Raw genomic sequence first — 23,962 nt, forward strand, 5'->3', positions numbered from 1 at the left:
TTGCGAAAACACTTACCCTTTTCTTTTATACTTCATTAAGCTCTACTTTTTATAATACTTCAAGCCCCAAATGAGCAGAAGCATGATGGTTGAGCAGAGAATAGCGCCAATATAAGCGATTAGTTGTTGATAGGATTCTGCTACTGTGATACCTCTATACAAATAGATAATAGACATAAAACCTGTCAAGCCGATATACATAAGTTGATTGGTTCTAGGACTAACCAAATCATCATTTACTTCTATTACTTCTATTTAAGATCATGTCTTTTATGCTAATGTATGTTAACACTAAAAAACAAGTTAGGCCAATAATATTCAAAATGAATAGCAATGGGGTTAAGTCTCTAAAAAAATTATCCACTGACATTATAATAAATACTAAAAATACTATAGTTGAAACTATCTTTTTCTTGTTCATAATTATTTACTCCATTCCAACTAAATTCAGCTTAGTAATGAAGAGCTATTTTTAACAGTATTTAGCAGCACCAGCTGCCGCTCCGCCCCAAAAACCAACAGTAGCTCCAGATACAGTACCAATGATAGGTAGCGTTACAGTTCCTAAGGCGCTACCAGCAATTCCTGTAGTCACTGCCCCTCCAACCACACCAAGTCCACATCTTATCCAACCGCCACCTTCAATACAAGCAAGCACATCAGTATCCATAATCTCAAATTGTTCCATCATTTTTGTATTCATGATAAATACTCCTTTTTTATTTTTAATTTTTGTCTTGTTGCAACTTTGACAAGTTTAGTATATCATTGTTTTTTAAAATTTTTCATCCAAATCTTGAATTGTCATCGAAACGTCTTAAATTAGCTTTTTTATTTAAAACCACCTCTAAAATTTTTTTAAAAGATAATTTCTAATCACTTTTTTACCATTCAGGAAGTTTCAATGACTATTCAAGATTTCATAAAATATGAACTTATTTTTATGGCATAATATACCTATCTACTATATGAAAGGAATTGCCAATGACTTCTTATAAACGTACATTTGTTCCTCAAATAGATGCTAGAGACTGCGGTGTTGCTGCCTTAGCCTCGATTGCTAAATTCTATGGTTCAGATTTTTCTCTAGCTCACTTGAGAGAACTTGCAAAGACCAATAAAGAAGGAACGACTGCTCTTGGCATTGTAAAAGCCGCTGATGAAATGGGCTTTGAAACAAGACCTGTTCAAGCAGATAAAACGCTCTTTGACATGAGTGATGTCCCCTATCCATTTATCGTTCACGTTAACAAAGAAGGAAAACTCCAACATTACTATGTTGTCTATCAAACAAAGAAAGACTATCTGGTTATTGGTGATCCTGACCCTTCTGTAAAAATCACCAAAATGTCAAAAGAACGCTTTTTCTCTGAATGGACTGGAGTAGCTATTTTTCTAGCTCCCAAACCTAGCTATCAACCCCATAAAGATAAAAAGAATGGTCTACTAAGCTTCCTTCCTCTGATTTTCAAACAAAAATCTCTCATTGCTTACATTGTTCTCTCAAGCTTATTGATCACTATTATCAATATCGGTGGTTCTTATTATCTCCAAGGAATCTTGGATGAATACATCCCAAATCAGATGAAATCAACTTTAGGAATCATCTCAGTTGGTCTGGTTATCACCTATATCCTCCAACAAGTCATGAGCTTCTCCAGAGATTATCTCCTAACCGTTCTGAGTCAGAGATTAAGTATCGATGTGATTTTATCCTATATTCGCCATATTTTTGAACTTCCTATGTCTTTCTTTGCGACACGTCGTACAGGAGAAATCATTTCACGGTTCACAGATGCTAACTCTATTATAGATGCCTTGGCTTCTACCATTCTATCTCTTTTTCTGGATGTTTCCATTCTGATTCTTGTAGGGGGAGTCTTACTGGCACAAAACCCTAATCTCTTCCTTCTTTCTCTTATTTCCATTCCTATATACATGTTCATCATCTTTTCTTTTATGAAGCCTTTCGAAAAAATGAACCATGATGTCATGCAAAGTAATTCTATGGTTAGCTCTGCCATTATCGAAGATATCAACGGGATTGAAACTATCAAGTCGCTCACGAGTGAAGAAAATCGCTATCAAAATATAGACAGCGAATTTGTAGATTATTTGGAAAAATCCTTTAAGCTCAGTAAGTATTCTATTTTACAAACGAGTTTAAAGCAGGGAACAAAATTAGTTCTGAATATCCTTATCCTATGGTTTGGCGCTCAATTAGTCATGTCGAGTAAAATTTCTATCGGTCAGTTGATTACCTTTAACACACTTCTTTCTTACTTTACAACTCCTATGGAAAATATTATCAACCTCCAAACCAAACTCCAATCTGCGAAGGTTGCTAATAACCGTTTGAACGAAGTCTATCTAGTCGAATCTGAATTTCAAGTTCAAGAAAACCCTGTTCATTCACATTTTTTGATGGGCGATATTGAATTTGATGACCTTTCTTATAAGTATGGTTTTGGACGAGATACCTTAACAGATATTAATCTCACGATTAAACAAGGAGATAAGGTTAGCCTAGTTGGAGTCAGTGGTTCTGGTAAAACAACTTTAGCCAAAATGATTGTCAATTTCTTTGAACCCTACAAAGGACATATTTCCATCAATCATCAGGATATTAAAAACATTGATAAAAAAGTTTTGCGCCGCCATATCAATTACCTACCCCAACAAGCCTATATCTTTAATGGCTCTATCTTGGAAAATTTAACCTTGGGCGGTAATAATATGATTAGCCAAGAAGATATTCTAAGAGCTTGTGAATTAGCTGAAATCCGTCAAGACATTGAAAGAATGCCTATGGGCTATCAAACTCAGCTCTCTGATGGAGCTGGTCTATCAGGAGGACAAAAGCAACGAATAGCCCTCGCTCGTGCTCTTTTAACTAAAGCTCCTGTTTTAATACTAGATGAAGCTACTAGCGGTCTTGATGTCTTGACTGAGAAAAAGGTTATAGATAATCTTATGTCCCTCACTGATAAAACCATTCTCTTTGTAGCCCATCGTCTCAGTATAGCCGAACGAACCAACCGTGTCATTGTTCTTGACCAGGGGAAAATCATTGAAGTTGGTAGTCACCAAGAGTTAATGCAGGCGCAAGGTTTCTACCATCATCTATTCAATAAATAAGGAGAATGTCATGAATCCTAATCTTTTTAGAAGCGTCGAGTTTTATCAGAGACGTTACCATAACTATGCGACAATGTTAATTATACCTCTTTCATTACTATTTACTTTCATCTTGATTTTCTCCCTTGTTGCCACAAAAGAAATTACTGTTACTTCCCAAGGAGAAATCGCCCCTACAAGTGTCATTTCATCTATTCAGTCAACCAGTGATAATCCTATCCTTGCTAATCATTTAGTGGCAAATCAAGTAGTTGAAAAAGGGGACTTACTCATCAAATACTCTGAAACAATGGAAGAAAGTCAGAAAACTGCCTTAGCAACTCAATTACAAAGACTTGAGAAGCAAAAAGAAGGACTTGGAATTTTGAAACAAAGCTTAGAAAAAGCGACTGATCTTTTTTCTAGTGAGGATGAGTTTGGCTACCATAATACCTTTAGGAATTTTACTAAACAAGCTCATGATATTGAGCTAGGTATCTCAAAGACTAACACCGAAGTTTCAAATCAAGCCAATCTTGCCAATAGCAGTTCATCAGCCATCGAACAAGAAATTACAAAAGTTCAACAACAAATTGGAGAATATCAAGAGCTGAGAGATGCTATCATAAATAAAAGGGCTCGCTTACCAACTGGCAATCCGCACCAGTCAATTTTGAATCGTTATCTTGTAGCCTCACAAGGACAAACACAAGGAACTGCAGAGGAGCCATTTTTATCTCAAATTAATCAAAGTATTGCAGGTCTTGAATCATCTATCGCAAGCCTCAAAATTCAGCAAGCTGGTATCGGAAGTGTAGCAACTTATGATAATAGTTTAGCAACCAAAATTGAAGTACTCCGTACTCAATTTTTACAAACAGCTTCTCAGCAACAACTAACCATGGAGAACCAATTAACAGAATTAAAAGTACAGCTAGATCAAGCGACACAGCGCTTAGAAAACAATACCTTAACCGCCCCAAATAAAGGTATCATTCATCTGAACAGCGAATTTGAAGGTAAAAATAGAATTCCAACTGGTACAGAAATTGCTCAAATATTCCCTATCATCACAGATACAAGAGAAGTACTAATCACTTACTACGTATCTTCTGACTATCTACCTCTACTAGATAAAGGACAAACTGTAAGATTAAAACTGGAGAAGATTGGAAATCACGGCACCACCATCATCGGCCAACTTCAGACAATTGATCAAACTCCTACCAGAACAGAGCAAGGCAATCTCTTTAAACTAAGCGCTCTTGCAAAACTATCTAATGAGGATAGTAAACTCATCCAATATGGCTTACAAGGTCGCGTCACTAGTGTAACTGCAAAGAAAACATATTTTGATTATTTCAAAGATAAAATTTTAACCCATTCTGATTAATTTTCAGATAACACTCTATAACTATTTATTATCTTATAAAACAGGAGAATCATAACATGGATAAGAAACAAAACCTAACTTCATTTCAAGAACTAACAACTACCGAACTCAACCAGATTACAGGTGGAGGATGGTGGGAAGAGCTTTTATATAACATTCGTAGATATCCTCTTCACATCACACAAGGATTTCATCAGCCAATACAACTATAAAAAAACAAGACCAAGAGAACGTACTCTCGGTCTTATTTTTTATCATGCTGTATGTATCACAGTAAGCATCTGACGAAAAACTTGATTTTGACAGGTGGTATTGAGACTAGCATTAGGATAACTTTCCACAATTTTCATAACGGTATAGAGACCAACTCCTCTTTCCTCCCCTTTAGAACTTGCTCCAAAGGAGAAGATTTCAGAAATATCGATGCTCTCTTCTTTGATGGAGTTTTCAATGATAAAGGTCTCCTGTGCCCCATTTTTAAAAAAAGCGATTGAAACATGAGGTTGACTAGCCTCTATACTCGCTTCAATAGCGTTGTCACAAAGGATAGACACAATGGTTAGAAAATCAAGCAGGCTCATCCCCTCAACCTGAATCTCCTCAGGAACTTCAACATTAAAAACAATGTTCTTTTCTCTAGCTTTTATAAATTTTCCAGCTAGGAGACTCTTGAGGGCACGGTCCCGAACATTCACCAATCGTCCAAGGTCATATTTATTGTCCTGCAATTTTTCACTAGAATCCTTTAAGACCGAGTCGTAGACCTCTTTTATCTGCTCCATATCCTCCTCTTCAACGCCCAGACGTAAGCTGGTCAAGAGGTTGGTGTAGTCATGGCGAAAACTCCGTACTTCCTTGTAAAGTTCCTCTATATGCCGACTATAGCGTTCCATATCTCTGTAGCGCAAGGTCTGCTCTTGGTTCAGTTTCTTCTGAAGTTTTTGTTTCAAATAGGTATCCAATTTCTTGATAACCCCCATAAAAAAGAGCAGGTAAAACACCAGAATAAGATGACGAACAGTCTTTGATTGGATATCGTATGCATATTCAAAGTAAGACAGATTTTCCATGACTAGAAAGTAGGCCCCCATTATCCAGTTAATCTTAGTAAGGGACTTTTGAAATGCTTTATCGAGAATCTCCTTTCTCAAACTAGTAAAATCATAATCCAACCATTTCAAAAAGGCTAGAGAAATGAAGAAATTGAAAATTATTATACACAACCAAATCAAAGAGTAATCATCATGTAATTGCCCTTGTCCCAAAAATGGAAGCACAAAATAAGAAAGACCTCTATAAAAGAGATTCACCAATATCATTGGAAAGAGACCATAAAAGAAAAGGAGTTTTTTAGGAAGCCCTTTTAATAATAAGAAAGATAAGCCGATGCCGTACAAGGGGTCCACAAAATAAGATAGGTAATTATTTCCTACTATATAGCTAATCGTTACAAAAGCAACTGCCAACAGTATCTTAAAAAGAAAGGACTTAAAAACTCGCTCCAAAGTGAGAGCAATTCCATCTACCTTAAAAAATATAAACAACTCCAATCCAGATACCAAAAATGTATAAACTATTTTCCAAACTATTTCCATTCCATCACCTCACTAAGTGTAAGTTATTGATAGCCTCAGACACTTCCCTGACCTTATAACGCGCGATTAGACAACTTCCACCATTGGGAAAGAAAAGCAGTTTTTCTTTCTTATCCAAATGTATCACATTGGCTGGATTGATGAGAAAAGAGCGATGACACTGCAGGAGACGAGGCTCCTGCTTGAGAATCTCCTCTAAACTCGCTGTAAATTCCAGTCTGTCCGTCTCGGTATAGAGAATGACATGATGAGATTTTGGGGACGTTTCGAGATAGTAAACTTCTTTAAAAGGATACTGGAATTGAGCAAATCTTGATTTAAAATAAAAGCAATCTTCCGCCAGACTCTTACTGTCTTGACTACTGGCATAGAGAAGGGCTGTCTCAATACGAGATTCAAACTCCTCTGCTGACAAGGCCTTATCAATATAGTCTAAAGCTGACACTTGGTAGCGAAAGGACAGGGGCATAAACTCCGAGTGAGTCGTCACAAAGACAATCAGGGCATAAGGATCCCGATCCCGAATCTTTCTAGCCACTTCCAGCCCCTTCATCTCCTCATTTCGAATCTCAATATCCAAAAAGAATAGCTGATGCGCCCCCTTCTCATGCACCTCTGCCAGCAGTTGAGCTGGCTTACCAAAGACCTCAAAAGAGCTGGGAGTGATATGATGTTCCTTCAAAAGTTTCTCAATCGTCGTTTCAATCCTAGTCTGTTGGGAAAAATCATCTTCTAAAACAAATATTCTCATCTTCTTACTCTCCTTCTTTCAACCATTTTTGACGAATTTCTCTATAGCGACGTCTGGCATACTTGACAGCGTATTGACCTTCTTCTCCGAGAAAAAGGATTCTTTCTTGAAAATCAATCGATTTTAATTTATCAAGATTAACCAAACAATTTCGATGACATCTCATCAAGGTTTCCCCATATTGGTTCTCAAGATTACTTAAATTTTGAACCATATTAAAGCTAGCTTCTTCTGTAACAATCTGTACGGTATGGGCTTTAGTTGGATGTGTTTGGATATAGTAGATATCGTCGACGTTTACTTTATAGACTGTTTTCTGTGTCTGAATAATCATATGTTTCATTGGATTCTCCTCCTAAGAAAAGAATAACAGAAAAGGTCTAGCACAAGCACACCCAATCCTAAACAGTCTTTGAAAGCTCCTAAAAGGATTATTTTTCTACAACATCATGATGGGCTTACCACTATTTTATCATAAAATCTTAACAGTACCATTCAGGAAATTTCAAGAACAATTAAAGATTTGATGGTGAAAAAGGAGATAAAAGTGATAGACTATGATTATAGAAAGACTATGTTTGCAACAACTTTAAAAATCATCAAAAAAGGAGGGGTGCATATGATTTATTCACATCCACCATGATTAACACCCTATAAATATACTCTATTGCAATTGACGTAAATATAACAAGGAGAAAATTATGGCCAAGTCAAATAAAACAAAACAATTAACATCAATCGAACTTTCTCATATAAATGGCGGTAGTATTCCATATGGATGGTATTCTCCGTTTCATATGATTAGCGATAATGTACTATGTAGAAATGGATATTCATATAATAAAGCTAATCTTGATAATGGTAAATGTATCATTGATTGGGGCAACATAGTTGGCAATGTTGCTAATAATATAGGTGCCTCACTAGGAGATTTACACAATCCCTTACCTTAAAACATAAATTATATAGGAGGTCACGTAAATGACAGACCCAATTAAAACTGCTCAGGCACTGATAACTGACTTAAACAAAGCCTACCAAGCATGCAAACAGGCAACCGCTGACGACGTCCGCTTCCAGGAGCAATTAAACTCTATTCTTGGCTTTCTAGCCAAGGCTGAGACAATGGATAATCGAGTCTTGATTGAACTGGAAAAATTTTACCAGACTTCCAGTCTTCTTATGGGACTCAGCGCTCTTGATCCAGATGCTCCTACTCGCGCCGCTTGGCGGGCCTATGACCGCTTCCACTTTGACCAAGTCAAGACCAAGTTGAGTCTCTACGGACCAACCATTATCCTGTAGAAAATAAAAGAAGTTGAGACAAACTGAACTCAACTTCTTTTTTAATATCATATAAGCAAGTTTTAGTCCTGCATCTGACGTTTTACCTGATAAGGTAAGTACAAGACTAGTAAAACCAAACCAGCTCCCAGTAAGGCTAGAAGGGCCAGTTTTTCTTGGAAGGTAATCAACCCAACAACTAATTCCACAAGTAAAACAAAACTGGTCAATCCTCGGACTACAACCTGTAAGCCTTTTTCCTTTTGCCCCTTGTTCAGTGGAAAAAGTTGGGTCAAATACTGGTAGTCAAAGGCATGATAGAGGGCCAGTAACTGGAAGAGCAAGAGGTAGTTAAAGAGAACCACCACTGCTGTCGCAATCCAAGCTTGCTCGATAAAGACCTGCGCCAGCAAAGAAAGCAAGAGCAGACGGAGACTGAGCGCAAAGAGGTCTCCATTTCGCAGATAAGAACGCAGATAGAGATTTTGCCAAATCTTTCCAGGCACCTTCTGAACAGTCTTTAGGATAAAATCCAGATAAGCACGGCGCTTGACGCTGTTTGAAATTCCCTTTACCTGCGTAAAGAGGGCAAAGAAACGAAGCAAGACTTGCTTGCGCTTGCTTTCTTGAGAAATAACATAGTCCCAGTCCAGTCCAGTTTCAGTGAAAAATTTGCTGGCCTTTTGACGAAAGAGGAAATATTTACCTACCCCCACTAAAAGTACATAGACCAGAAAAACAGGCAAGCCATAACCCATGGCTAAAAATAAGGGCGCAAATAAAAGCAAGAAAAGGGTCTGGACAAAGAGCCAAAAGACTAGGGAAACGCCAGTTTGACGCTTGAGATAGAGTTTGATTTCCTCTTCTCCGACCAAGAGAAAGAGCTTGTCTGGAGCCTCCATATAGGTGGCAATTCCTCCCCAAAGCAAAAGTAAAACAGAGGTAATTCCTACAAATAAAAGGATAGGCCAATGATTTTCAGGAAAATGTTGCAAGAGTTGACTGTACTGGTAGGCTAGAAAGCCCAGCAGGACAAGCAGGAACAAGACAAAGTGGTCATTGAGAACATAGCGCAGATAACCGACACACTCCTTACGAAAAGCCTGCTTTCTCTTTAAAAACAAGTCTTTCATAGCTCCTCCTCTTTGGTCAGAGCCAAGTAAATATCATTCAAACTAGCCTCAGGCATATCAAAGGCTTCGCGCAGTTGCAGGAGATTGCCTTTGGCACGCACCTCTCCCTTGTGAAGAATGACAAAGGCATCACACATCTTTTCCGCTGAATCCAGCACGTGAGTACTCATGAGAATAGACTTGCCCTTTTGCTTTTCCACTTCCAAAAGCTGAATCAAGTCCGCAATCGCCAATGGATCAAGACCAAGGAAAGGCTCATCCACGATAAAAAGACTCGGATCCACCACAAAAGCACAAATAATCATGACTTTCTGCTTCATCCCTTTTGAAAAATGAACAGGGAACCAATCTAATTTCTGATCCAGACGGAACATTTTTAACAAAGGTTCTACTCGCTCAAAAGCCACCTTTTGCTCAATACTATAAGCCATAGCAACCGTTTCGATATGCTCTCTGAGGGTCAATTCCTCATACAAGCTAGGTGTCTCAGGAATGTAGCCAATTTGCTTGCGGTAACTTGTCGCATCTTCTTGCAGGGTCAGGCCATTGATATTGATGGAGCCACTATAAGGTGTCAAGAGACCGATAATCTCATTGATCGTCGTTGATTTCCCAGCACCATTGAGACCAATCAAACCGACCAGCTGCCCACTTTCAACAGTAAAAGACACATCTTTCAGGACAGGGACATGAACATAGCCACCTGTCAGGTTTTTAATTTCTAACATATTTTCTCCAAATCTGGTATAATGTAGCTATATTATATCAAAATTCAATACAGTAGAGGTAGATTTTATGTCAGATTGCATTTTTTGTAAAATCATCGCAGGGGAAATTCCTGCTTCAAAAGTATATGAAGATGAGCAGGTTCTTGCCTTTCTGGATATTTCTCAAGTGACACCAGGACACACCTTGGTCGTACCAAAGGAACACTATCGCAATCTTTTGGAAATGGACGCTACTAGCGCCAGCCAACTCTTTGCCCAAGTGCCAAAAGTGGCTCAAAAAGTCATGAAAGCTACTAAGGCCGCTGGTATGAATATCATTGCCAACTGTGAAGAAGTCGCAGGGCAAACAGTCTTTCATACCCACGTTCACCTCGTACCTCGCTACAGTGCGAACGATGACCTCAAGATTGATTTTATCGCCCACGAACCAGACTTTGACAAACTCGCTCAAGTCGCTGAAACCATCAAAAATGCCTAAGGAGTTGCCATGAAATTATCTAATCTACTGCTATTTGCAGGAGCTGCAGCCGGAAGTTATCTGGTCACAAAAAATCGCCAAACCATCACAGATGAAGTCTTGAATACCACTGACCGCGTTCAAGCTATCAAGGATGATGTGGATATTATCCAAAACAGCCTGCAAATCATCGACCAGCAAAAAGAACTCATCAAGGAATACCAAGAAGACCTGACTTACAAATTTAAAGTCTTAGAAAAAGATATCCAGACTAGACTAGCTGTGATCAAAGAAACACAGGAAATCGAAGATAAGTAAAAAGAGCCGACGGCTCTTTTTAAAACGTAAACAAGTTATATCCCATCAACTATACATCATAATTTAGGCAACTCATACTCAATAAAAATCAAAGAGCAAACTAGAAAGCTAGGCGCAGGCTGCTCAAAACACGGTTTTGAGGTTGTAGACAAGGCGACGCTGACGTAGTTTGAAGAGATTTTTGAAGAGTATTATTCACCGTTTCATAACTAAATCGAAGACTTTCTCAGGCTTTCCGCAGTAATGAAAACACCTGAAACAGCTTGGTTTAAGGTGTTCGGAAACTTTGAGACCTAGGCTCAAAGTTTAGGTATGGAACTTCGAAGAAGGTCGCTACCGTCCGTCATTACTTAAGGAAAGTCTTAAAAAATCTATAAACAAAAAAGAGCCCAACGGCTCTTTTTACTTTTATTCTCCTTCAAAGGCATCTTTAATATGGTCAAAGAAGCCCTTTTTCTTTGGATTGACTTTTAAATCACCAGCAGCTGCAAATTCTTTCAAGGCTGCTTTTTGACGATCGTTCAAGCCTGTTGGTGTTACGACATTAACGGTAACATATTGGTCACCAACTGCACCACCACGAAGACTCGGAGCTCCTTTGCCACGTAGGCGGAATTTCTTACCAGTCTGAGTTCCCTCTGGGATAACCAATTCAACATCACCGTGAACAGTTGGAATATCTACTGTGTCACCAAGAGCTGCTTGGACAAAGTTGAGGTTGAGATTGTAGAAGATAGTAGTTCCTTCACGTTCAAACTTATCGCTGGCTTCCACAGAAACAACCACGTACAAGTCACCATAAGGTCCACCGTTAAATCCCGCTTCACCTTGACCAGCTAGGCGAATTTGTTGACCAGTTTCCACACCAGCAGGAATTTTGACATGTACGCTATGAGCTTGTTTTTCATGCCCTGTTCCGTGACATGTTGTACATGGATCTTTGATTTCTTTTCCGCGACCATGACAGACATCACAGGTTACTTGGCGACGCATCATACCAAGCGGAGTCTGCGTATCGACGTTAATGACACCAGCACCATGACAGCGTCCACAAGTGACTGGACTGGTTCCTGGCTTAGCACCTGAGCCATTACATGTACGACAGCTTGCTTCACGGTTGTATTTAACTTCTTTTTCAGCTCCGAAAATAGCTTCTTCAAAGGTCAAGTTCACACGATACTGGAGGTCATCTCCTTGACGAGGAGCATTTGGATTGCGTGAAGCACCGCCTCCGCCGAAGAAACTTGAGAAAATGTCCTCAAAACCACCGAAGCCACCTGCCCCATTGAAACCGCCAGCTCCACCACCGAAGCCTCCAAATCCACCATTGGCGCCTGCAGCACCATATTGGTCATAGGCAGCCCGTTTTTGGTCGTCACTCAAAGTCTCATAGGCTTCTTGAACTTCCTTGTACTTTTCCTCAGCACCAGGCTCCTTATTGATATCTGGGTGATATTTTTTCGAAAGCTTACGATAAGCCTTTTTGATCTCGTCTGCCGAAGCGTTTTTTGACACCCCCAGACGATCATAAAATTCAGTATTGTTCATACAAGATACCAAGACCGTAAAATTCGACTGAAAAATAGGAAATCTGACGCTGGAGCGATGCTCCTCGACAGATTTATCTTTTTTCCAAGAATTTAGGTCGGGTTCAATTCCTTTCTGTTATATTTAGTAAGAAATTTGGGAACCCGTGTTCAGTTACGAACACATTTGTTCCTTTCTATTTATATTTTGAATCAAACCTCGATTTAGTCCGGGTTCAATTCCTGTATTTCATATTGATGAGACAAACCCCAAATAAATCAGGTTCCGTCCCTTTTTATCGAAAAACAGAGGCTGGGTTGCAACCTCTGTGGATGAGTGAAGTAACTTAAATCAAATTTATTTTGATTTTAAATATCCAATAAGCACACAAATATTTATATATTTTTGTCTCTTCTTAGTATCTGCTATATAATTCCAATTGATCATAAGAAATACAACTACTGTCCAAATCATACCAATTATGAACGGTATTACAAATTTATATGTTTGTATTTCTAATGATATCATAGCTGATACCAGCGCCGATACAAATGCAGACAACAATACTGAAGTAACAAAATTCCTTACCGCTTCATCATTTTTGACACAACTCTCATGTTCAGCTAATATAATTTCTCTATATCTAGCCAAATATACTGCTGGAATATTATCTATAAAATCTTTTGCAGATTCATAACTATCAGCTTTATCACAAAAATCATTATAAACTTTTCTTGTACTTTTTAGATACTCTTCTGTTAATACTTTCATCTTACTTTTCAGTAAACTCTCCGTCTACGACGTCATCACCTGCGTCTCCTGTTGCTTGTGCGCCTTCTGCTCCTGCTTGAGCTTGTTGAGCTGCTGCGGCTTGTTCGTAGAGTTTCACAGCAAGTCCTTGGGCTTTTTCGTTCAATGCTTCAAGTTTTGCTTTCATGTCGTCCAAGTTGTTGTCTTCTTGAGCTTTCTTAAGATCATCAAGGGCAGCTTGGGCAGCGTCACGTTCTGCGTCGAAACCTTTGCCTTCAGTTTCCTTGATAGTCTTTTCAGTTGCGAAGATAGCTTGGTCTACTTCGTTACGAAGGTCAACTTCTTCTTTACGTTTCTTATCTGCTTCAGCGTTAGCTTCGGCATCTTTCATCATGCGGTCGATTTCTTCGTCTGTCAAACCTGAGTTCGATTGGATAACAATTGTTTGTTCTTTTTGAGTTCCAAGATCTTTAGCCTTAACAGACACGATACCGTTCTTGTCGATGTCAAATGTTACTTCGATTTGAGGAATTCCACGAGGTGCAGCTGGGATGTCTGTCAATTGGAAACGTCCAAGAGTCTTGTTATCTGCTGCCATTGGGCGTTCACCTTGAAGAACGTGGATATCAACGGCTGGTTGGTTGTCTGCTGCTGTTGAGAAGACTTGTGATTTAGATGTTGGAATAGTAGTGTTGCGATCGATGAGTTTTGTAAATACTCCACCCATTGTTTCGATACCAAGTGACAATGGTGTTACGTCAAGAAGGACAACGTCTTTGACATCACCAGTAATCACACCACCTTGGATAGCAGCACCCATAGCAACTACTTCGTCAGGGTTTACTGATTTGTTTGGTTCTTTACCAGTTTCAGCCTTAACAGCTTCGACAACGGCTGGGATACGAGTTGAACCACCAACAAGGATAACTTCGTCGATTTCTGACAAGCTCAAACCTGCATCTGAAAGGGCTTGACGAACTGGAACTTTTGTACGTTCTACAAGGTCACGAGTCAAATCGTCAAATTTCGCACGAGTCAAAGTCATTTCCAAGTGAAGAGGTCCAGCCTCACCAGCAGTGATAAATGGCAAGCTGATTTGAGTTGAAGTTACACCAGAAAGGTCTTTCTTCGCTTTTTCAGCTGCATCTTTCAAACGTTGCATTGCCATCTTGTCAGTAGACAAGTCAATACCGTTTTCTTTTTTGAATTCTGCTACCAAGTGGTCGATGATTTTTTGGTCAAAGTCATCACCACCAAGTTTGTTGTCCCCTGCAGTTGACAATACATCGAAGACGCCGTCACCCAATTCAAGGATAGAGACGTCGAATGTACCACCACCAAGGTCAAATACCAAGATTTTTTCTTCTTTGTCAGTCTTGTCCAAACCGTAAGCAAGAGCGGCTGCAGTTGGTTCGTTGACAATACGTTCTACTTCAAGACCAGCGATTTTACCAGCGTCTTTTGTTGCTTGACGTTGAGCGTCGTTGAAGTAAGCAGGAACTGTGATAACTGCTTTGGTTACTTTTTCACCAAGATAGTCTTCAGCATAACCTTTCAAGTATTGAAGAATCATAGCTGAGATTTCTTGTGGAGTGTATTCTTTTCCGTTTGCAGAAACTTTTTCAGAAGTTCCCATCTTAGATTTGATAGAGATAACTGTATCTGGATTTGTAACTGCTTGACGTTTCGCAGCGTCACCAACGATGATTTCGCCGTTTTTGAATGAGACTACAGATGGAGTTGTGCGGTTTCCTTCTGGATTTGCGATGATTTTGCTTTCAGTTCCTTCAAGAACTGCTACTGCTGAGTTTGTTGTACCTAAGTCAATACCGATAATTTTAGACATGTGTTTTTCTCCTTAAATTTATCTTTTTTTCTTTTTGATATTTCCCTTAAGTGGTGGGGACGTGAGCAACTCCCTACGGGATTTCATCACTTATTTTTGAGCCTATTGTCTCAAAAATCCCCTGTTTCAGTAGCTTTTGCTACTGAAACTTTCACCACGGTAGGAAATATCTTCCTTGCAAGCCTCCGGCTTGCCTCTTATCTTTCTTCATAGTTTATTGTCGTTTCGGACAAGTTTTCTATTATGTAAATTGCGACACGAGGAGTCGAAATCGATTTTATTTCGACGACGAGTTAGTAAGGAGGCTAGGCAAACGCCATAGCGATTGCCGTTTTCTGACGAGTTGCTTTAGCTGCCGTCAGAATTGCCTAGTTGTACACCACTACCATTGCTGGGCGTAGGATGCGGTCATGGAGTTTGTAGCCTTTTTGGAAAACTTGGGCGATGGTATCTGCTGGATGTTCATCGTCTGCTGGGAGAGTTTGGATGGCCATATGGTAGTTATGGTCAAATTCACCGTCAGCTGCGATTTCTTCGATTCCTTCTTCTTTCAAAGCGTGAATCAAGCTTTCTTGCACCATCTCCAATCCTTTTTTGACATCGTCTGTCAATCCTTCAACCGCGAGTGCACGCTCAAGGTTATCCAAAGAAGGGAGAATCGCTTTTGCCAAGTCCTGGCTACGATAATGTTGCAAGTTTTGACGCTCTTCATTGGCACGGCGTTGGATATTTTGCATTTCTGCATGAGCGCGAAGGTATTTATTTTCGAACTCATCTGCACGTTCATTTGCCAAGTCCAACTCAGACTTCTCAGGAGTCGTTTCTTCAGTTGTTTCCACAACTTCCTCTTCTTGAACTTCTTCTACTTCTTCATTTTTTATATCTTGGACCATTTTCGCCTCCTTTAATGATTTCAATCTTAATGTACTTCGTAATGATTACTACTAAGGTAGCGGTAAAAATCTGTCAACTTCATGGTCAAAACACGGTTGACCACATTGACTTGGTTGATTAGCTGTTGGTAATCCAGATTGACTGGACCGATAATGGCTAGAATTCCAACTCCCCGATAAGGAATGAGGAACTTGCTACTAATCACCGCTAGGTCAGCTAGACAGGACTCTTGACTGTCCGCAACACGAACATTTTGCATCTGATCTTCATGCAAACCCTCACGAATCTCCAGAGCCACCTTTTGCGGTTGATCAAAGAACTGATAGGCTGCTAGATTGGCAAAATTCAAGAGATTAACCTTGCCCGCCACCACAATGTTTTCGTTGAACATTTCCTTAAAGATATGTTCAAAGAGATCGATAACATTGTCCGTTGTTGTAAAGTAACGCTGGATAATCTGCGGAATCTCCGTCCGAATCTTGTAGTGAATATCTAGCACGGTGTGGCCGAGAAAACGTTCCTGAATAATGTTCTTCAGTTTCAGCAAATCCTCCTGCAAGAAGTTCCTTGGAATCAGAAATTGACTGGTAACCGTTCGAGACTCGTCTAGGGTGAATACCGCCAAGGCTGTATGTTGCCCCAAAACAACGATATCAAAGGCTGTCAATCGTTGTCTGCTCGGCTCAACGTCCAGTGCTACTACCGTACAGCCACTCAGGTCTGTCAGTAGATTAGCAGCTTCTTGCAGAATATCTTCTAGCTTGAAGAATTCCTGATCAAAGGCTTTGACAATCTCGTAAACCTCATTTTCAGCCAGTCGGTCAAAATCCAGTGAGTGTTTTACATAGTACTGAAAACCAGCAACACTTGGCATCCGACCACTTGAAGTATGAGCCTTCTCAAGCAAACCTTGCTTTTCTAGAGCCGCCATGTCATTACGAATGGTTGCACTGCTAGAGTTAATAGACTCTTGCAAGGCTTTGGATCCGACAGGTTCGTGCGTTTTGGTAAAGATGTCAATAATCAGATTTAGAATATCCTGCTGACGCTCTGTAACCACCTCATCACTCCTCTCTGTCTGATCGATTAGCACTCGACACACTCAAGTGCTAACTTATGATTCTATTATACACCCTTAAAAGAGAATGTCAAGACAAAAACTCAAAAAATTAGCACTCTTTTATCAAGAGTGCTAAAAATCAGTCTAAAGACCTAGAACCCTACCTCCCATCTACTTGGTATTTCCTTTTAAGTCTGAAAAAACTATGGATTAGATAAGAAATCATAAAGGAATATAGAGCAAAAATGACAAAGAAAGATTGCGACAGTTCTTCTCGAAACAAACTCATACAAACAACAAGACCGCCTGAGAAAGCAACTGTACATGAACGAAATCTATATCGCATAACTTCCCATCTGAGCCCCTTACTCATATAGACTTGATCCTCTGGAAGTAAATTAGAAGACGATTTACGAAGAATCGAACAAAAACCTCTTTCTATCAATTCCCAACCTCTATTTCTAAAATCTTGCAGTTCATGCTTATATTTTTTAAGAAATCTAGAATCATAGATACAGTAGATGACATCGTCTGGTTGACATTGGTCAAAATAGAACAAACCAAAACGACTCGTTCTATATCTCCAACCCTTCAAATGCATCTCATGTAAATATTCTTCTTCCTTGTCCAAATCAACAATGGTAAAAATCCGAAATTCTACTCTGCTATTCATTGTCTTACCCCAAAATTAGAAAACATGCCTGGCGTTATTTATTAGATAATTCTTTCCACTTTTGACCCAATCTCTAAAAAATATAAGAAATCTGAATCGCATGAACTATCAATAAAACACCATCTATTATAACAATCAAAAACATTTCCCAACTGAAAGAACTACCTCCAGTGACAAACTTTGAGAAAACCGGTAGTAGAGCTAAAAAGAGAAGCAAAATAGGAAGCATCCGACTCAATTCCAGAATGAAGCTTTCTAAAGTAGGAAAACCCATTAAAGTCTGTAATATGCTCCCAGCCACAGTCTTTAAACAATTGTAAATAGGTGGCTCTATCAGATTTTTTCATAGGATAGAAGTCCAACTGATAAGACACCTGCTCCGGTTGGCACTTTTCAAAAGTATACTTAACCGCAACTACTAAGTTAGAGTAGGTTACTTCCTTGAGCTTCCAGCCCTCAGCATGCATTTTTCTAAGATATAAAGCCTCTCTATCATAATCCGCAATGGTAGCAATTCGATAAACAATTTTCTTTTCCATCATCCTTCCTCCCGACTGTTTCTATAGAGCCGTTCAATACGTTTCAATTCAATATCTAAGACTTTTCGTCCCAAGTCTGTGATTTGATAGATTTTCCGTTTTTCCTCTTCTCGGACAAAGGAAATCAAACCATCCTTTTCCATCTTTGACAAGGTTCCATACATAGTCCCAGGACTAATCGAAACTTGAGAATCTGTCATCTCCTTGACCTTTTGCGTAATGCTATAACCATGACCTTCCTTTTGCAGACAGAACAAGATATAAAAACCTGTTTCCGTCATGGGAAGATAAACTCGACGAATCTTATCTGTTAATTCCATTTATAGCCACCTCCTATTCAGTTCGATATATCGCACTTCGTTATATAAAATATATCACACCTCGATATAAAACACAAGAAAAAAAGACCGCCCTCAGGCAATCTTTCGTCTATGATTAGTAAAGGTCTAAATAGTTATCAATTTCCCATTGTGAAACGAAGGTTGCATAGCTAGCCCATTCGATTCGCTTGGCTTCAAGGAAACTAGTATAGATATGTTCTCCAAGAGCTGCTCTGACAACCTCATCTTCTGTCAAAGCTTTCAAAGCGTTGTGAAGGGTTGATGGAAGGTCTGTAATACCAGCTTCCTTGCGTTCTTCTGCTGTCATGATGTAGATATTTTCTTCGATAGGAGCTGGTGCTTCGATTTTGTTTTCAATACCATGCAAACCAACCTCCAAAAGAACAGCCATAGCGATGTATGGGTTTGCCATCGGATCCACTGAACGCAACTCAAGACGAGTTCCCATGCCACGTGAAGCAGGTACGCGCACAAGTGGCGAACGGTTACGACCAGCCCAAGCAATGTAAACAGGTGCTTCATAACCAGGAACCAAACGTTTGTATGAGTTAACTGTTGGGTTCATGATGGCAGTATAGTTGTAGGCATGCTTGATCAAACCGCCAAGGAAATGGTAGGCAGTTTCTGACAACTGCATTCCTTTTGGATCATTTGGATCAAAGAAGGCATTGTTTCCTTCTTCATCAAACAAGGACATATTACAGTGCATACCTGATCCAGCAATACCAAATTTTGGTTTGGCCATAAAGGTTGCGTAAAGTCCGTGTTTGCGAGCAATGGTTTTAACAACAAGTTTAAAGATTTGAATCTTATCACAAGCACAGAGAACTTCATCGTACTTAAAGTCAATCTCGTGTTGTCCAACCGCAACCTCGTGGTGACTCGCTTCTACTTCAAATCCCATTTTGGTCAAGACATTCACAATCTCACGACGTGTATTGTCCGCAAGGTCAGTAGGTGCCAAATCAAAGTAGCCACCCTTGTCATTTACTTCAAGTGTTGGGTCCCCATTTTCATCCAGTTTAAATAGGAAGAATTCTGGCTCTGGTCCAAGGTTGAAGGATTTGAATCCTACTTCTTCCATGTGACGAAGAGCTCGTTTCAAATTGCCACGAGGGTCACCTGCAAATGGTTCACCTTCTGTTGTATAGACATCACAGATCAAACCTGCAACACTTCCATTTTCATCTCCCCAAGGGAAGACTGTCCATGTATCCAAGTCAGGGTACAAGTACATATCTGACTCATTGATACGTACAAAACCTTCAATAGAAGATCCATCAAACATAGCCTTATTTGACAAGACTTTATCTAACTGTTCATCTGTAGCAGGAATTTCGACGTTTTTCATGGTTCCCAAAATATCTGAAAACATGAGACGAATAAAGGTAACATTTTTTTCCTTGACTTCACGACGAATATCTGCAGCTGTGATTGGCATGAGTTTTCTCCTTAATGTATGACTACTTGCGGTTGCCTAACCGCGACCAAAAGGTGACTGTACTGAAGCAAAGCGACCCTGTTGGAGGAGTTCATTGTGAAGTGCACGGCGCACCTCAGTCTGACTCACCGCTTTCTTGGATTTCGCTTCACGTTCAGCATATTTTTTCTTAATGGCAGCGATATTATAACCTTCAGAGATGTAATCTTTGATTTCAAGCAGACGATCCATGTCATTCAAGGAATACATGCGACGGTTCCCTTCGTTTCGATCAGGCTTAATCAACTCTTGATCTTCATAATAACGAATCTGACGCGCCGATAGATCGGTCAACTTCATAACACTGCCGATAGGAAAAACAGCCATATTTCGGCGAAATTCTTTTTCCTTCATTTACAATTTCCTTCTTTCTGTCTATTATAGTCTAAAAAAAGACAAACGTCAATTGATAATGTTATAAAATGTAACATTATTTTTCTTTTTTCTCTAAAAAGAGCCGAATGCGATCAATATCGTAATTTACGAGAATTGCGACAAAAACTCCCATGAAAGTTTCAAATACACGCGCAAACACGTACAAAATCGTCTCACCACTCGGAATTGACAGGGTAATGATTAACATAGCCGCTACACCACCAATAACCCCTGCTTTGTTATTCATGGCTACATTTGTCATAATGGTTAACATGGTACAAATCGGAACAACAACCAAGGTTACCCAAAAGGCTTCGTGGAAAAAACTATTTATTAGGAAGAAAACCAAGGCATAGAGGCCACCGATACTATTTCCTAGAATACGCGAAGTCCCAAAATGGACACTCTTATCAAAACTCTCCCTCAAGCTAAAAACAGCTGTCAAAGCACCAATTTGAAGACCTTTCCAACCAAAAAAGCCAAAAATCAAGAGAACTAGGAAAACAGCAATACCTGTTTTAAAAGTTCGCATACCAAGTTTAAACTGGGATTTATCGAATTTATATTTTTTAAAATAACTCATAATCTCAACTTTCTATTTCCATTTTATCATAATTTGGGTGATTTTATGAGGAATAGTTGAGAGGAAGCGTTTTTATTTTGAGCAAAAGAAAAGAGGAACTTTCATCCCTCTCTTCTTTGATTCATTTAGTTAATCTTATTTTTCTGTCAAGGCTGCAAGTCCTGGAAGAACTTTATACTCAATGAAAATCAAAGAACAAACTAGGAAACTAGCCGCAGGCTGTACTTGAGTACGGCAAGGCGACGTTGACGTGGTTTGAAGAGATTTTCGAAGAGTATTACCTTCAAGAAGCTCCATTGATGCCCCACCACCGCGTCACAAATACCTACACTAACACAAAAAGGTGACATAGCCACCTTTTTGTTAACGTTTCAGTTTTCTTCCTTTTTCGGCTCTATAATATTTGTAGTGGGTAAATCCTCTATAGATATTATGGAGCCTATTTTTGTATAGAAAAAAAGTCCCATAAGATCTATAATGAAAAGCGACCAAACAACTCATTAGAAAGATTCATATGGAACAATTACATTTTATCACAAAACTGCTCGATATCAAAGACCCTAATATCCAATTTATGGATATCATCAATAGGGATACACACAAGGAAATTATCGCTAAACTGGATTATGAGGCCCCCTCTTGTCCTGATTGCGAAAGTCAAATGAAGAAATATGACTTTCAAAAACCGTCTAAAATTCCTTACCTCGAAACGACTGGTATGCCTACTAGAATACTTCTTAAAAAGCGTCGATTTAAGTGCTATCATTGCTCTAAAATAATGGTCTCAGAGACCCCTCTCGTCAAGAAGAATCACCAAATCCCTCGTATTATCAACCAAAAAATTGCGCAAAAGTTGATTGAAAAGACTTCTATGACCGATATCGCTCATCAACTGGCTATTTCAACTTCAACTGTCATTCGCAAGCTTAATGACTTCCGTTTTAAGCCTGATTTTTCTAGTCTTCCTAAGATTATGTCCTGGGACGAGTATGCCTTCACTAAGGGAAAGATGAGTTTCATTGCACAAGATTTTGATAATCTCAACATCATCACTGTTCTTGAAGGCAGAACACAGGCTATCATACGAAATCACTTTCTGCGCTACGATAGAGTCGTTCGTTGTCAGGTGAAAATCATTACGATGGATATGTTTAGTCCTTATTATGACTTGGCTAAACAGCTTTTTCCATGTGCTAAAATTGTTCTAGATCGTTTTCATATTGTGCAACACTTAAGCCGTGCTATAAGTCGTGTCCGTGTTCAAATCATGAATCAATTTGAGCGAAAATCCCATGAATATAAGGCTATTAAACGCTACTGGAAACTCATTCAACAGGATAGTCGTAAATTGAGTGATAAACGATTTTATCGCCCTACTTTTCGTATGCACTTGACGAATAAAGAAATTCTAGATAAGCTTTTGAGCTATTCAGAAGACTTGAAACACCACTACAATGTCTATCAACTCTTACTCTTTCACTTTCAGAACAAGGAGCCAGACAAATTTTTCGGACTCATTGAGGACAATCTTAAACAGATTCATCCTCTTTTTCAGACTGTCTTTAAAACCTTCCTCAAGGATAAAGAAAAGATTGTCAATGCCCTTCAACTACCTTATTCTAATGCCAAATTAGAAGCAACTAATAATCTCATCAAACTTATCAAACGAAATGCCTTTGGATTTCGGAACTTTGAAAACTTCAAAAAAAGGATTTTTATCGCTCTCAACATCAAAAAAGAAAGGACGAATTTCGTCCTTTCTAGATCTTAGCTTTTCTTCAACCCACTACAGTTGACAAAGAGCCCCTTTTTCTACAAAATCAGGATTTTGTAGAGACTAACGGGCTGAAATTATTTTTCTGTAAGTGCAGCCAAACCTGGCAATACTTTACCTTCAAGAAGTTCCATTGATGCTCCACCACCAGTAGAGATCCATGAGAACTTGTCTGCACGTCCAAGGTTGATTGCTGCGGCAGCTGAATCACCACCACCGATGATTGATTTAACGCCTGGTTGTTTCACGATAGCGTCCATCACACCGATTGTACCAGCTTGGAAGTCTGGGTTTTCAAATACACCCATAGGTCCGTTCCATACAACTGTTTTGGCACCAGTCAAAGCTTCGTCAAATTTAGCGATAGATTTTGGACCGATGTCAAGACCAAGGAAGCCTTCAGAAACTGCTTCACCTTCAGTGTCACGCACTTCAGTGTAACCAGCAAATGCGTTAGCTTCTTTAGAGTCAACTGGTAAGATCAATTTTCCGTTTGCTTTTTCAAGAAGAGCTTTCGCAACATCCAATTTGTCTTCTTCTACAAGTGAGTTACCGATTTCGATACCTTGTGCTTTGTAGAATGTGTAAGTCATACCACCACCGATAAGGACTTTATCAGCTTTTTCAAGCAAGTTTTCGATAACACCAATCTTGTCAGATACTTTTGAACCACCAAGGATAGCTACGAATGGACGTTCTGGAGTTTCAACTGCTTCTTGGATGTAGGCAATTTCGTTTTCAAGAAGGAAACCAGCAACTGCTTTTTCAACGTTTGCTGAAATACCAACGTTAGATGCGTGTGCACGATGAGCTGTACCGAATGCATCGTTTACGAAGATACCATCTCCAAGTGATGCCCAGTATTTACCAAGTTCAGGATCATTTTTAGATTCTTTTTTGCCGTCAACATCTTCGTAACGAGTGTTTTCAACCAAAAGAACTTGTCCATCTTCAAGAGCGTTGATTGCTGCTTCCAATTCAGCACCACGAGTGACACCTGGGAAAACAACATCTTGACCAAGTTTTGCTGCCAAGTCAGCTGCTACAGGAGCAAGTGATTTACCAGCTTTATCAGCTTCTTCTTTCACACGTCCAAGGTGAGAGAAAAGAATTGCACGTCCACCTTGTTCGATGATGTATTTAATAGTTGGAAGAGCTGCTGTGATACGGTTGTCGTTAGTGATTACGCCATCTTTCAATGGTACGTTGAAGTCAACACGAACGAGGACTTTTTTACCTTTCAAGTCAACGTCTTTAACAGTAAGTTTTGCCATGTTACAAAAACCCCTTTATTTATTTTATTCGAAACTATTATATCACACTTTGGAAATATAAGGAAAGATT

Annotated in this window: 26 protein-coding genes and 2 pseudogenes; 8 read left to right on the forward strand and 20 right to left on the reverse strand. The window is 39.3% G+C overall.

Annotated features, from left to right (window positions below; genetic code table 11):
• Window positions 1-42: 42 nt before the first annotated feature.
• Together HW098_RS10810 and HW098_RS03855 are read right to left on the reverse strand one after the other, a co-directional pair.
• Window positions 43-328 (reverse strand): annotated as a pseudogene (locus tag HW098_RS10810) (hypothetical protein); the annotation flags it as partial.
• Between the two features lie 144 nt (window positions 329-472).
• Complete coding sequence (locus tag HW098_RS03855; RefSeq protein WP_176139347.1) at window positions 473-703, reverse strand: bacteriocin class II family protein; 231 nt, start codon at window positions 701-703, stop codon at window positions 473-475.
• 281 nt (window positions 704-984) lie between these two features.
• Between HW098_RS03855 and blpA the strand changes: the two genes are divergently transcribed.
• The 3 genes from blpA to blpC are packed head-to-tail and all read left to right on the forward strand — an operon-like array spanning window position 985 to window position 4,722.
• Window positions 985-3,138, forward strand: coding sequence for a peptide cleavage/export ABC transporter BlpA (blpA, locus tag HW098_RS03860; protein WP_176139348.1), 2,154 nt, complete (start codon window positions 985-987; stop codon window positions 3,136-3,138).
• A 10-nt stretch (window positions 3,139-3,148) separates the two neighbouring features.
• Entirely contained in the window at window positions 3,149-4,510 is a 1,362-nt protein-coding gene (locus tag HW098_RS03865; protein WP_176139349.1) for a bacteriocin secretion accessory protein, read from the forward strand.
• 56 nt (window positions 4,511-4,566) lie between these two features.
• Window positions 4,567-4,722 carry a quorum-sensing system pheromone BlpC gene (blpC, locus tag HW098_RS03870; protein WP_172928310.1) on the forward strand — a complete coding sequence of 52 codons (156 nt, stop codon included), beginning with the start codon at window positions 4,567-4,569 and terminating at the stop codon, window positions 4,720-4,722.
• Between the two features lie 42 nt (window positions 4,723-4,764).
• Here the strand turns inward: blpC and HW098_RS03875 are convergent, their stop codons facing one another.
• Genes HW098_RS03875 through HW098_RS03885 form a run of 3 tightly spaced genes read right to left on the reverse strand, consistent with a single transcriptional unit; the run spans window position 4,765 to window position 7,199 of the window.
• Window positions 4,765-6,105, reverse strand: a complete 1,341-nt coding sequence (locus HW098_RS03875) for a sensor histidine kinase (protein ID WP_172928312.1) — start codon at window positions 6,103-6,105, stop codon at window positions 4,765-4,767.
• A gap of 4 nt (window positions 6,106-6,109) precedes the next feature.
• Window positions 6,110-6,856, reverse strand: a complete 747-nt coding sequence (locus tag HW098_RS03880) for a response regulator transcription factor (RefSeq protein WP_176139350.1) — start codon at window positions 6,854-6,856, stop codon at window positions 6,110-6,112.
• Between the two features lie 4 nt (window positions 6,857-6,860).
• Window positions 6,861-7,199, reverse strand: coding sequence for a LytTR family DNA-binding domain-containing protein (locus tag HW098_RS03885; RefSeq protein WP_049521288.1), 339 nt, complete (start codon window positions 7,197-7,199; stop codon window positions 6,861-6,863).
• 358 nt (window positions 7,200-7,557) lie between these two features.
• Here HW098_RS03885 and HW098_RS03890 point away from each other — a divergent pair, with 358 nt between their 5' ends.
• Together HW098_RS03890 and HW098_RS03895 are read left to right on the forward strand one after the other, a co-directional pair.
• Window positions 7,558-7,809: a hypothetical protein gene (locus tag HW098_RS03890; RefSeq protein ID WP_001130045.1), complete on the forward strand. Its 252-nt coding sequence runs from the start codon at window positions 7,558-7,560 to the stop codon at window positions 7,807-7,809.
• A 28-nt stretch (window positions 7,810-7,837) separates the two neighbouring features.
• The gene (locus HW098_RS03895; protein ID WP_176139351.1) at window positions 7,838-8,161 is read left to right on the forward strand and encodes a helicase BlpT; all 324 of its coding nucleotides are present in this window, start codon (window positions 7,838-7,840) and stop codon (window positions 8,159-8,161) included.
• 62 nt (window positions 8,162-8,223) lie between these two features.
• Here HW098_RS03895 and HW098_RS03900 read toward each other — a convergent pair whose 3' ends face one another.
• Both HW098_RS03900 and HW098_RS03905 read right to left on the reverse strand, forming a co-directional pair.
• Entirely contained in the window at window positions 8,224-9,273 is a 1,050-nt protein-coding gene (locus HW098_RS03900) for an ABC transporter permease (RefSeq protein WP_176139352.1), read from the reverse strand.
• Complete coding sequence (locus HW098_RS03905; RefSeq protein ID WP_176139353.1) at window positions 9,270-10,001, reverse strand: ABC transporter ATP-binding protein; 732 nt, start codon at window positions 9,999-10,001, stop codon at window positions 9,270-9,272. Before HW098_RS03905 ends, HW098_RS03900 begins: the two co-directional genes overlap by 4 nt.
• Before the next feature lie 67 nt (window positions 10,002-10,068).
• Between HW098_RS03905 and HW098_RS03910 the strand changes: the two genes are divergently transcribed.
• Both HW098_RS03910 and HW098_RS03915 read left to right on the forward strand, forming a co-directional pair.
• Window positions 10,069-10,479, forward strand: coding sequence for an HIT family protein (locus HW098_RS03910; RefSeq protein ID WP_176139354.1), 411 nt, complete (start codon window positions 10,069-10,071; stop codon window positions 10,477-10,479).
• Between the two features lie 9 nt (window positions 10,480-10,488).
• Window positions 10,489-10,776, forward strand: a complete 288-nt coding sequence (locus tag HW098_RS03915; protein WP_000777754.1) for a hypothetical protein — start codon at window positions 10,489-10,491, stop codon at window positions 10,774-10,776.
• A 408-nt stretch (window positions 10,777-11,184) separates the two neighbouring features.
• Here the strand turns inward: HW098_RS03915 and dnaJ are convergent, their stop codons facing one another.
• The 12 genes and pseudogenes from dnaJ to HW098_RS03975 all read right to left on the reverse strand — a co-directional run bounded on the left by dnaJ (window position 11,185) and on the right by HW098_RS03975 (window position 21,141).
• Complete coding sequence (gene dnaJ / locus HW098_RS03920) at window positions 11,185-12,324, reverse strand: molecular chaperone DnaJ (protein WP_050275809.1); 1,140 nt, start codon at window positions 12,322-12,324, stop codon at window positions 11,185-11,187.
• A gap of 336 nt (window positions 12,325-12,660) precedes the next feature.
• A complete protein-coding gene (locus HW098_RS03925; RefSeq protein ID WP_176139355.1) occupies window positions 12,661-13,074 on the reverse strand; it encodes a tRNA (guanine-N7)-methyltransferase in 414 nt (137 codons plus the stop codon).
• Between the two features lies 1 nt (window position 13,075).
• Entirely contained in the window at window positions 13,076-14,899 is a 1,824-nt protein-coding gene (gene dnaK / locus HW098_RS03930) for a molecular chaperone DnaK (RefSeq protein ID WP_050252337.1), read from the reverse strand.
• Between the two features lie 368 nt (window positions 14,900-15,267).
• Window positions 15,268-15,792, reverse strand: a complete 525-nt coding sequence (gene grpE / locus HW098_RS03935) for a nucleotide exchange factor GrpE (RefSeq protein ID WP_176139356.1) — start codon at window positions 15,790-15,792, stop codon at window positions 15,268-15,270.
• A 26-nt stretch (window positions 15,793-15,818) separates the two neighbouring features.
• Window positions 15,819-16,853 (reverse strand): heat-inducible transcriptional repressor HrcA, encoded by a 1,035-nt coding sequence (gene hrcA / locus HW098_RS03940; RefSeq protein ID WP_000255756.1) that lies wholly within the window; start codon window positions 16,851-16,853, stop codon window positions 15,819-15,821.
• A 160-nt stretch (window positions 16,854-17,013) separates the two neighbouring features.
• Complete coding sequence (locus HW098_RS03945) at window positions 17,014-17,526, reverse strand: DUF2812 domain-containing protein (protein ID WP_176139357.1); 513 nt, start codon at window positions 17,524-17,526, stop codon at window positions 17,014-17,016.
• Window positions 17,527-17,599: 73 nt separating this feature from the next.
• Window positions 17,600-18,065: pseudogene (locus tag HW098_RS03950) on the reverse strand (DUF2812 domain-containing protein).
• Window positions 18,065-18,385, reverse strand: a complete 321-nt coding sequence (locus HW098_RS03955; protein ID WP_000423972.1) for a PadR family transcriptional regulator — start codon at window positions 18,383-18,385, stop codon at window positions 18,065-18,067. Before HW098_RS03955 ends, HW098_RS03950 begins: the two are co-directional and overlap by 1 nt.
• A 115-nt stretch (window positions 18,386-18,500) precedes the next feature.
• Window positions 18,501-19,847, reverse strand: a complete 1,347-nt coding sequence (glnA, locus tag HW098_RS03960) for a type I glutamate--ammonia ligase (protein ID WP_176139358.1) — start codon at window positions 19,845-19,847, stop codon at window positions 18,501-18,503.
• A 36-nt stretch (window positions 19,848-19,883) separates the two neighbouring features.
• Entirely contained in the window at window positions 19,884-20,240 is a 357-nt protein-coding gene (glnR, locus tag HW098_RS03965) for a transcriptional repressor GlnR (protein ID WP_000659547.1), read from the reverse strand.
• 76 nt (window positions 20,241-20,316) lie between these two features.
• Window positions 20,317-20,844, reverse strand: coding sequence for an aromatic acid exporter family protein (locus HW098_RS03970; protein ID WP_176139359.1), 528 nt, complete (start codon window positions 20,842-20,844; stop codon window positions 20,317-20,319).
• Window positions 20,845-20,979: 135 nt separating this feature from the next.
• Complete coding sequence (locus HW098_RS03975; RefSeq protein ID WP_173229513.1) at window positions 20,980-21,141, reverse strand: hypothetical protein; 162 nt, start codon at window positions 21,139-21,141, stop codon at window positions 20,980-20,982.
• Between the two features lie 217 nt (window positions 21,142-21,358).
• On the opposite strand from HW098_RS03975, the gene HW098_RS03980 reads away from it, so the two are divergent.
• Entirely contained in the window at window positions 21,359-22,615 is a 1,257-nt protein-coding gene (locus HW098_RS03980; RefSeq protein WP_050213065.1) for an ISL3 family transposase, read from the forward strand.
• An 80-nt stretch (window positions 22,616-22,695) separates the two neighbouring features.
• On the opposite strand, the gene HW098_RS03985 is transcribed toward HW098_RS03980, so the two are convergent.
• On the reverse strand, window positions 22,696-23,892 hold the full coding sequence (locus HW098_RS03985; RefSeq protein ID WP_001096743.1) for a phosphoglycerate kinase: 1,197 nt from the start codon (window positions 23,890-23,892) through the stop codon (window positions 22,696-22,698).
• Window positions 23,893-23,962 lie beyond the last annotated feature (70 nt).

Source organism: Streptococcus sp. 1453 (genome assembly GCF_013276955.1).
Lineage (GTDB): Bacteria > Bacillota > Bacilli > Lactobacillales > Streptococcaceae > Streptococcus.

What these genes read in the sequence shown, in the direction of transcription:
- HW098_RS03985 (WP_001096743.1), bottom strand. Translation starts at nt 23,892, where the DNA reads ATGGCAAAACTTACTGTTAAAGACGTTGACTTGAAAGGTAAAAAAGTC.
- dnaJ (WP_050275809.1), bottom strand. Translation starts at nt 12,324, where the DNA reads ATGAACAATACTGAATTTTATGATCGTCTGGGGGTGTCAAAAAACGCT.
- HW098_RS03875 (WP_172928312.1), bottom strand. Translation starts at nt 6,105, where the DNA reads ATGGAAATAGTTTGGAAAATAGTTTATACATTTTTGGTATCTGGATTG.
- blpC (WP_172928310.1), top strand. Translation starts at nt 4,567, where the DNA reads ATGGATAAGAAACAAAACCTAACTTCATTTCAAGAACTAACAACTACC.
- blpA (WP_176139348.1), top strand. Translation starts at nt 985, where the DNA reads ATGACTTCTTATAAACGTACATTTGTTCCTCAAATAGATGCTAGAGAC.
- HW098_RS03865 (WP_176139349.1), top strand. Translation starts at nt 3,149, where the DNA reads ATGAATCCTAATCTTTTTAGAAGCGTCGAGTTTTATCAGAGACGTTAC.
- HW098_RS03880 (WP_176139350.1), bottom strand. Translation starts at nt 6,856, where the DNA reads ATGAGAATATTTGTTTTAGAAGATGATTTTTCCCAACAGACTAGGATT.
- HW098_RS03885 (WP_049521288.1), bottom strand. Translation starts at nt 7,199, where the DNA reads ATGAAACATATGATTATTCAGACACAGAAAACAGTCTATAAAGTAAAC.
- HW098_RS03895 (WP_176139351.1), top strand. Translation starts at nt 7,838, where the DNA reads ATGACAGACCCAATTAAAACTGCTCAGGCACTGATAACTGACTTAAAC.
- HW098_RS03900 (WP_176139352.1), bottom strand. Translation starts at nt 9,273, where the DNA reads ATGAAAGACTTGTTTTTAAAGAGAAAGCAGGCTTTTCGTAAGGAGTGT.
- HW098_RS03975 (WP_173229513.1), bottom strand. Translation starts at nt 21,141, where the DNA reads ATGGAGCTTCTTGAAGGTAATACTCTTCGAAAATCTCTTCAAACCACG.
- HW098_RS03980 (WP_050213065.1), top strand. Translation starts at nt 21,359, where the DNA reads ATGGAACAATTACATTTTATCACAAAACTGCTCGATATCAAAGACCCT.
- glnR (WP_000659547.1), bottom strand. Translation starts at nt 20,240, where the DNA reads ATGAAGGAAAAAGAATTTCGCCGAAATATGGCTGTTTTTCCTATCGGC.
- HW098_RS03925 (WP_176139355.1), bottom strand. Translation starts at nt 13,074, where the DNA reads ATGAAAGTATTAACAGAAGAGTATCTAAAAAGTACAAGAAAAGTTTAT.
- HW098_RS03955 (WP_000423972.1), bottom strand. Translation starts at nt 18,385, where the DNA reads ATGGAATTAACAGATAAGATTCGTCGAGTTTATCTTCCCATGACGGAA.
- dnaK (WP_050252337.1), bottom strand. Translation starts at nt 14,899, where the DNA reads ATGTCTAAAATTATCGGTATTGACTTAGGTACAACAAACTCAGCAGTA.
- grpE (WP_176139356.1), bottom strand. Translation starts at nt 15,792, where the DNA reads ATGGTCCAAGATATAAAAAATGAAGAAGTAGAAGAAGTTCAAGAAGAG.
- glnA (WP_176139358.1), bottom strand. Translation starts at nt 19,847, where the DNA reads ATGCCAATCACAGCTGCAGATATTCGTCGTGAAGTCAAGGAAAAAAAT.
- HW098_RS03890 (WP_001130045.1), top strand. Translation starts at nt 7,558, where the DNA reads ATGGCCAAGTCAAATAAAACAAAACAATTAACATCAATCGAACTTTCT.
- HW098_RS03915 (WP_000777754.1), top strand. Translation starts at nt 10,489, where the DNA reads ATGAAATTATCTAATCTACTGCTATTTGCAGGAGCTGCAGCCGGAAGT.
- HW098_RS03945 (WP_176139357.1), bottom strand. Translation starts at nt 17,526, where the DNA reads ATGAATAGCAGAGTAGAATTTCGGATTTTTACCATTGTTGATTTGGAC.
- HW098_RS03910 (WP_176139354.1), top strand. Translation starts at nt 10,069, where the DNA reads ATGTCAGATTGCATTTTTTGTAAAATCATCGCAGGGGAAATTCCTGCT.
- HW098_RS03970 (WP_176139359.1), bottom strand. Translation starts at nt 20,844, where the DNA reads ATGAGTTATTTTAAAAAATATAAATTCGATAAATCCCAGTTTAAACTT.
- HW098_RS03905 (WP_176139353.1), bottom strand. Translation starts at nt 10,001, where the DNA reads ATGTTAGAAATTAAAAACCTGACAGGTGGCTATGTTCATGTCCCTGTC.
- HW098_RS03855 (WP_176139347.1), bottom strand. Translation starts at nt 703, where the DNA reads ATGAATACAAAAATGATGGAACAATTTGAGATTATGGATACTGATGTG.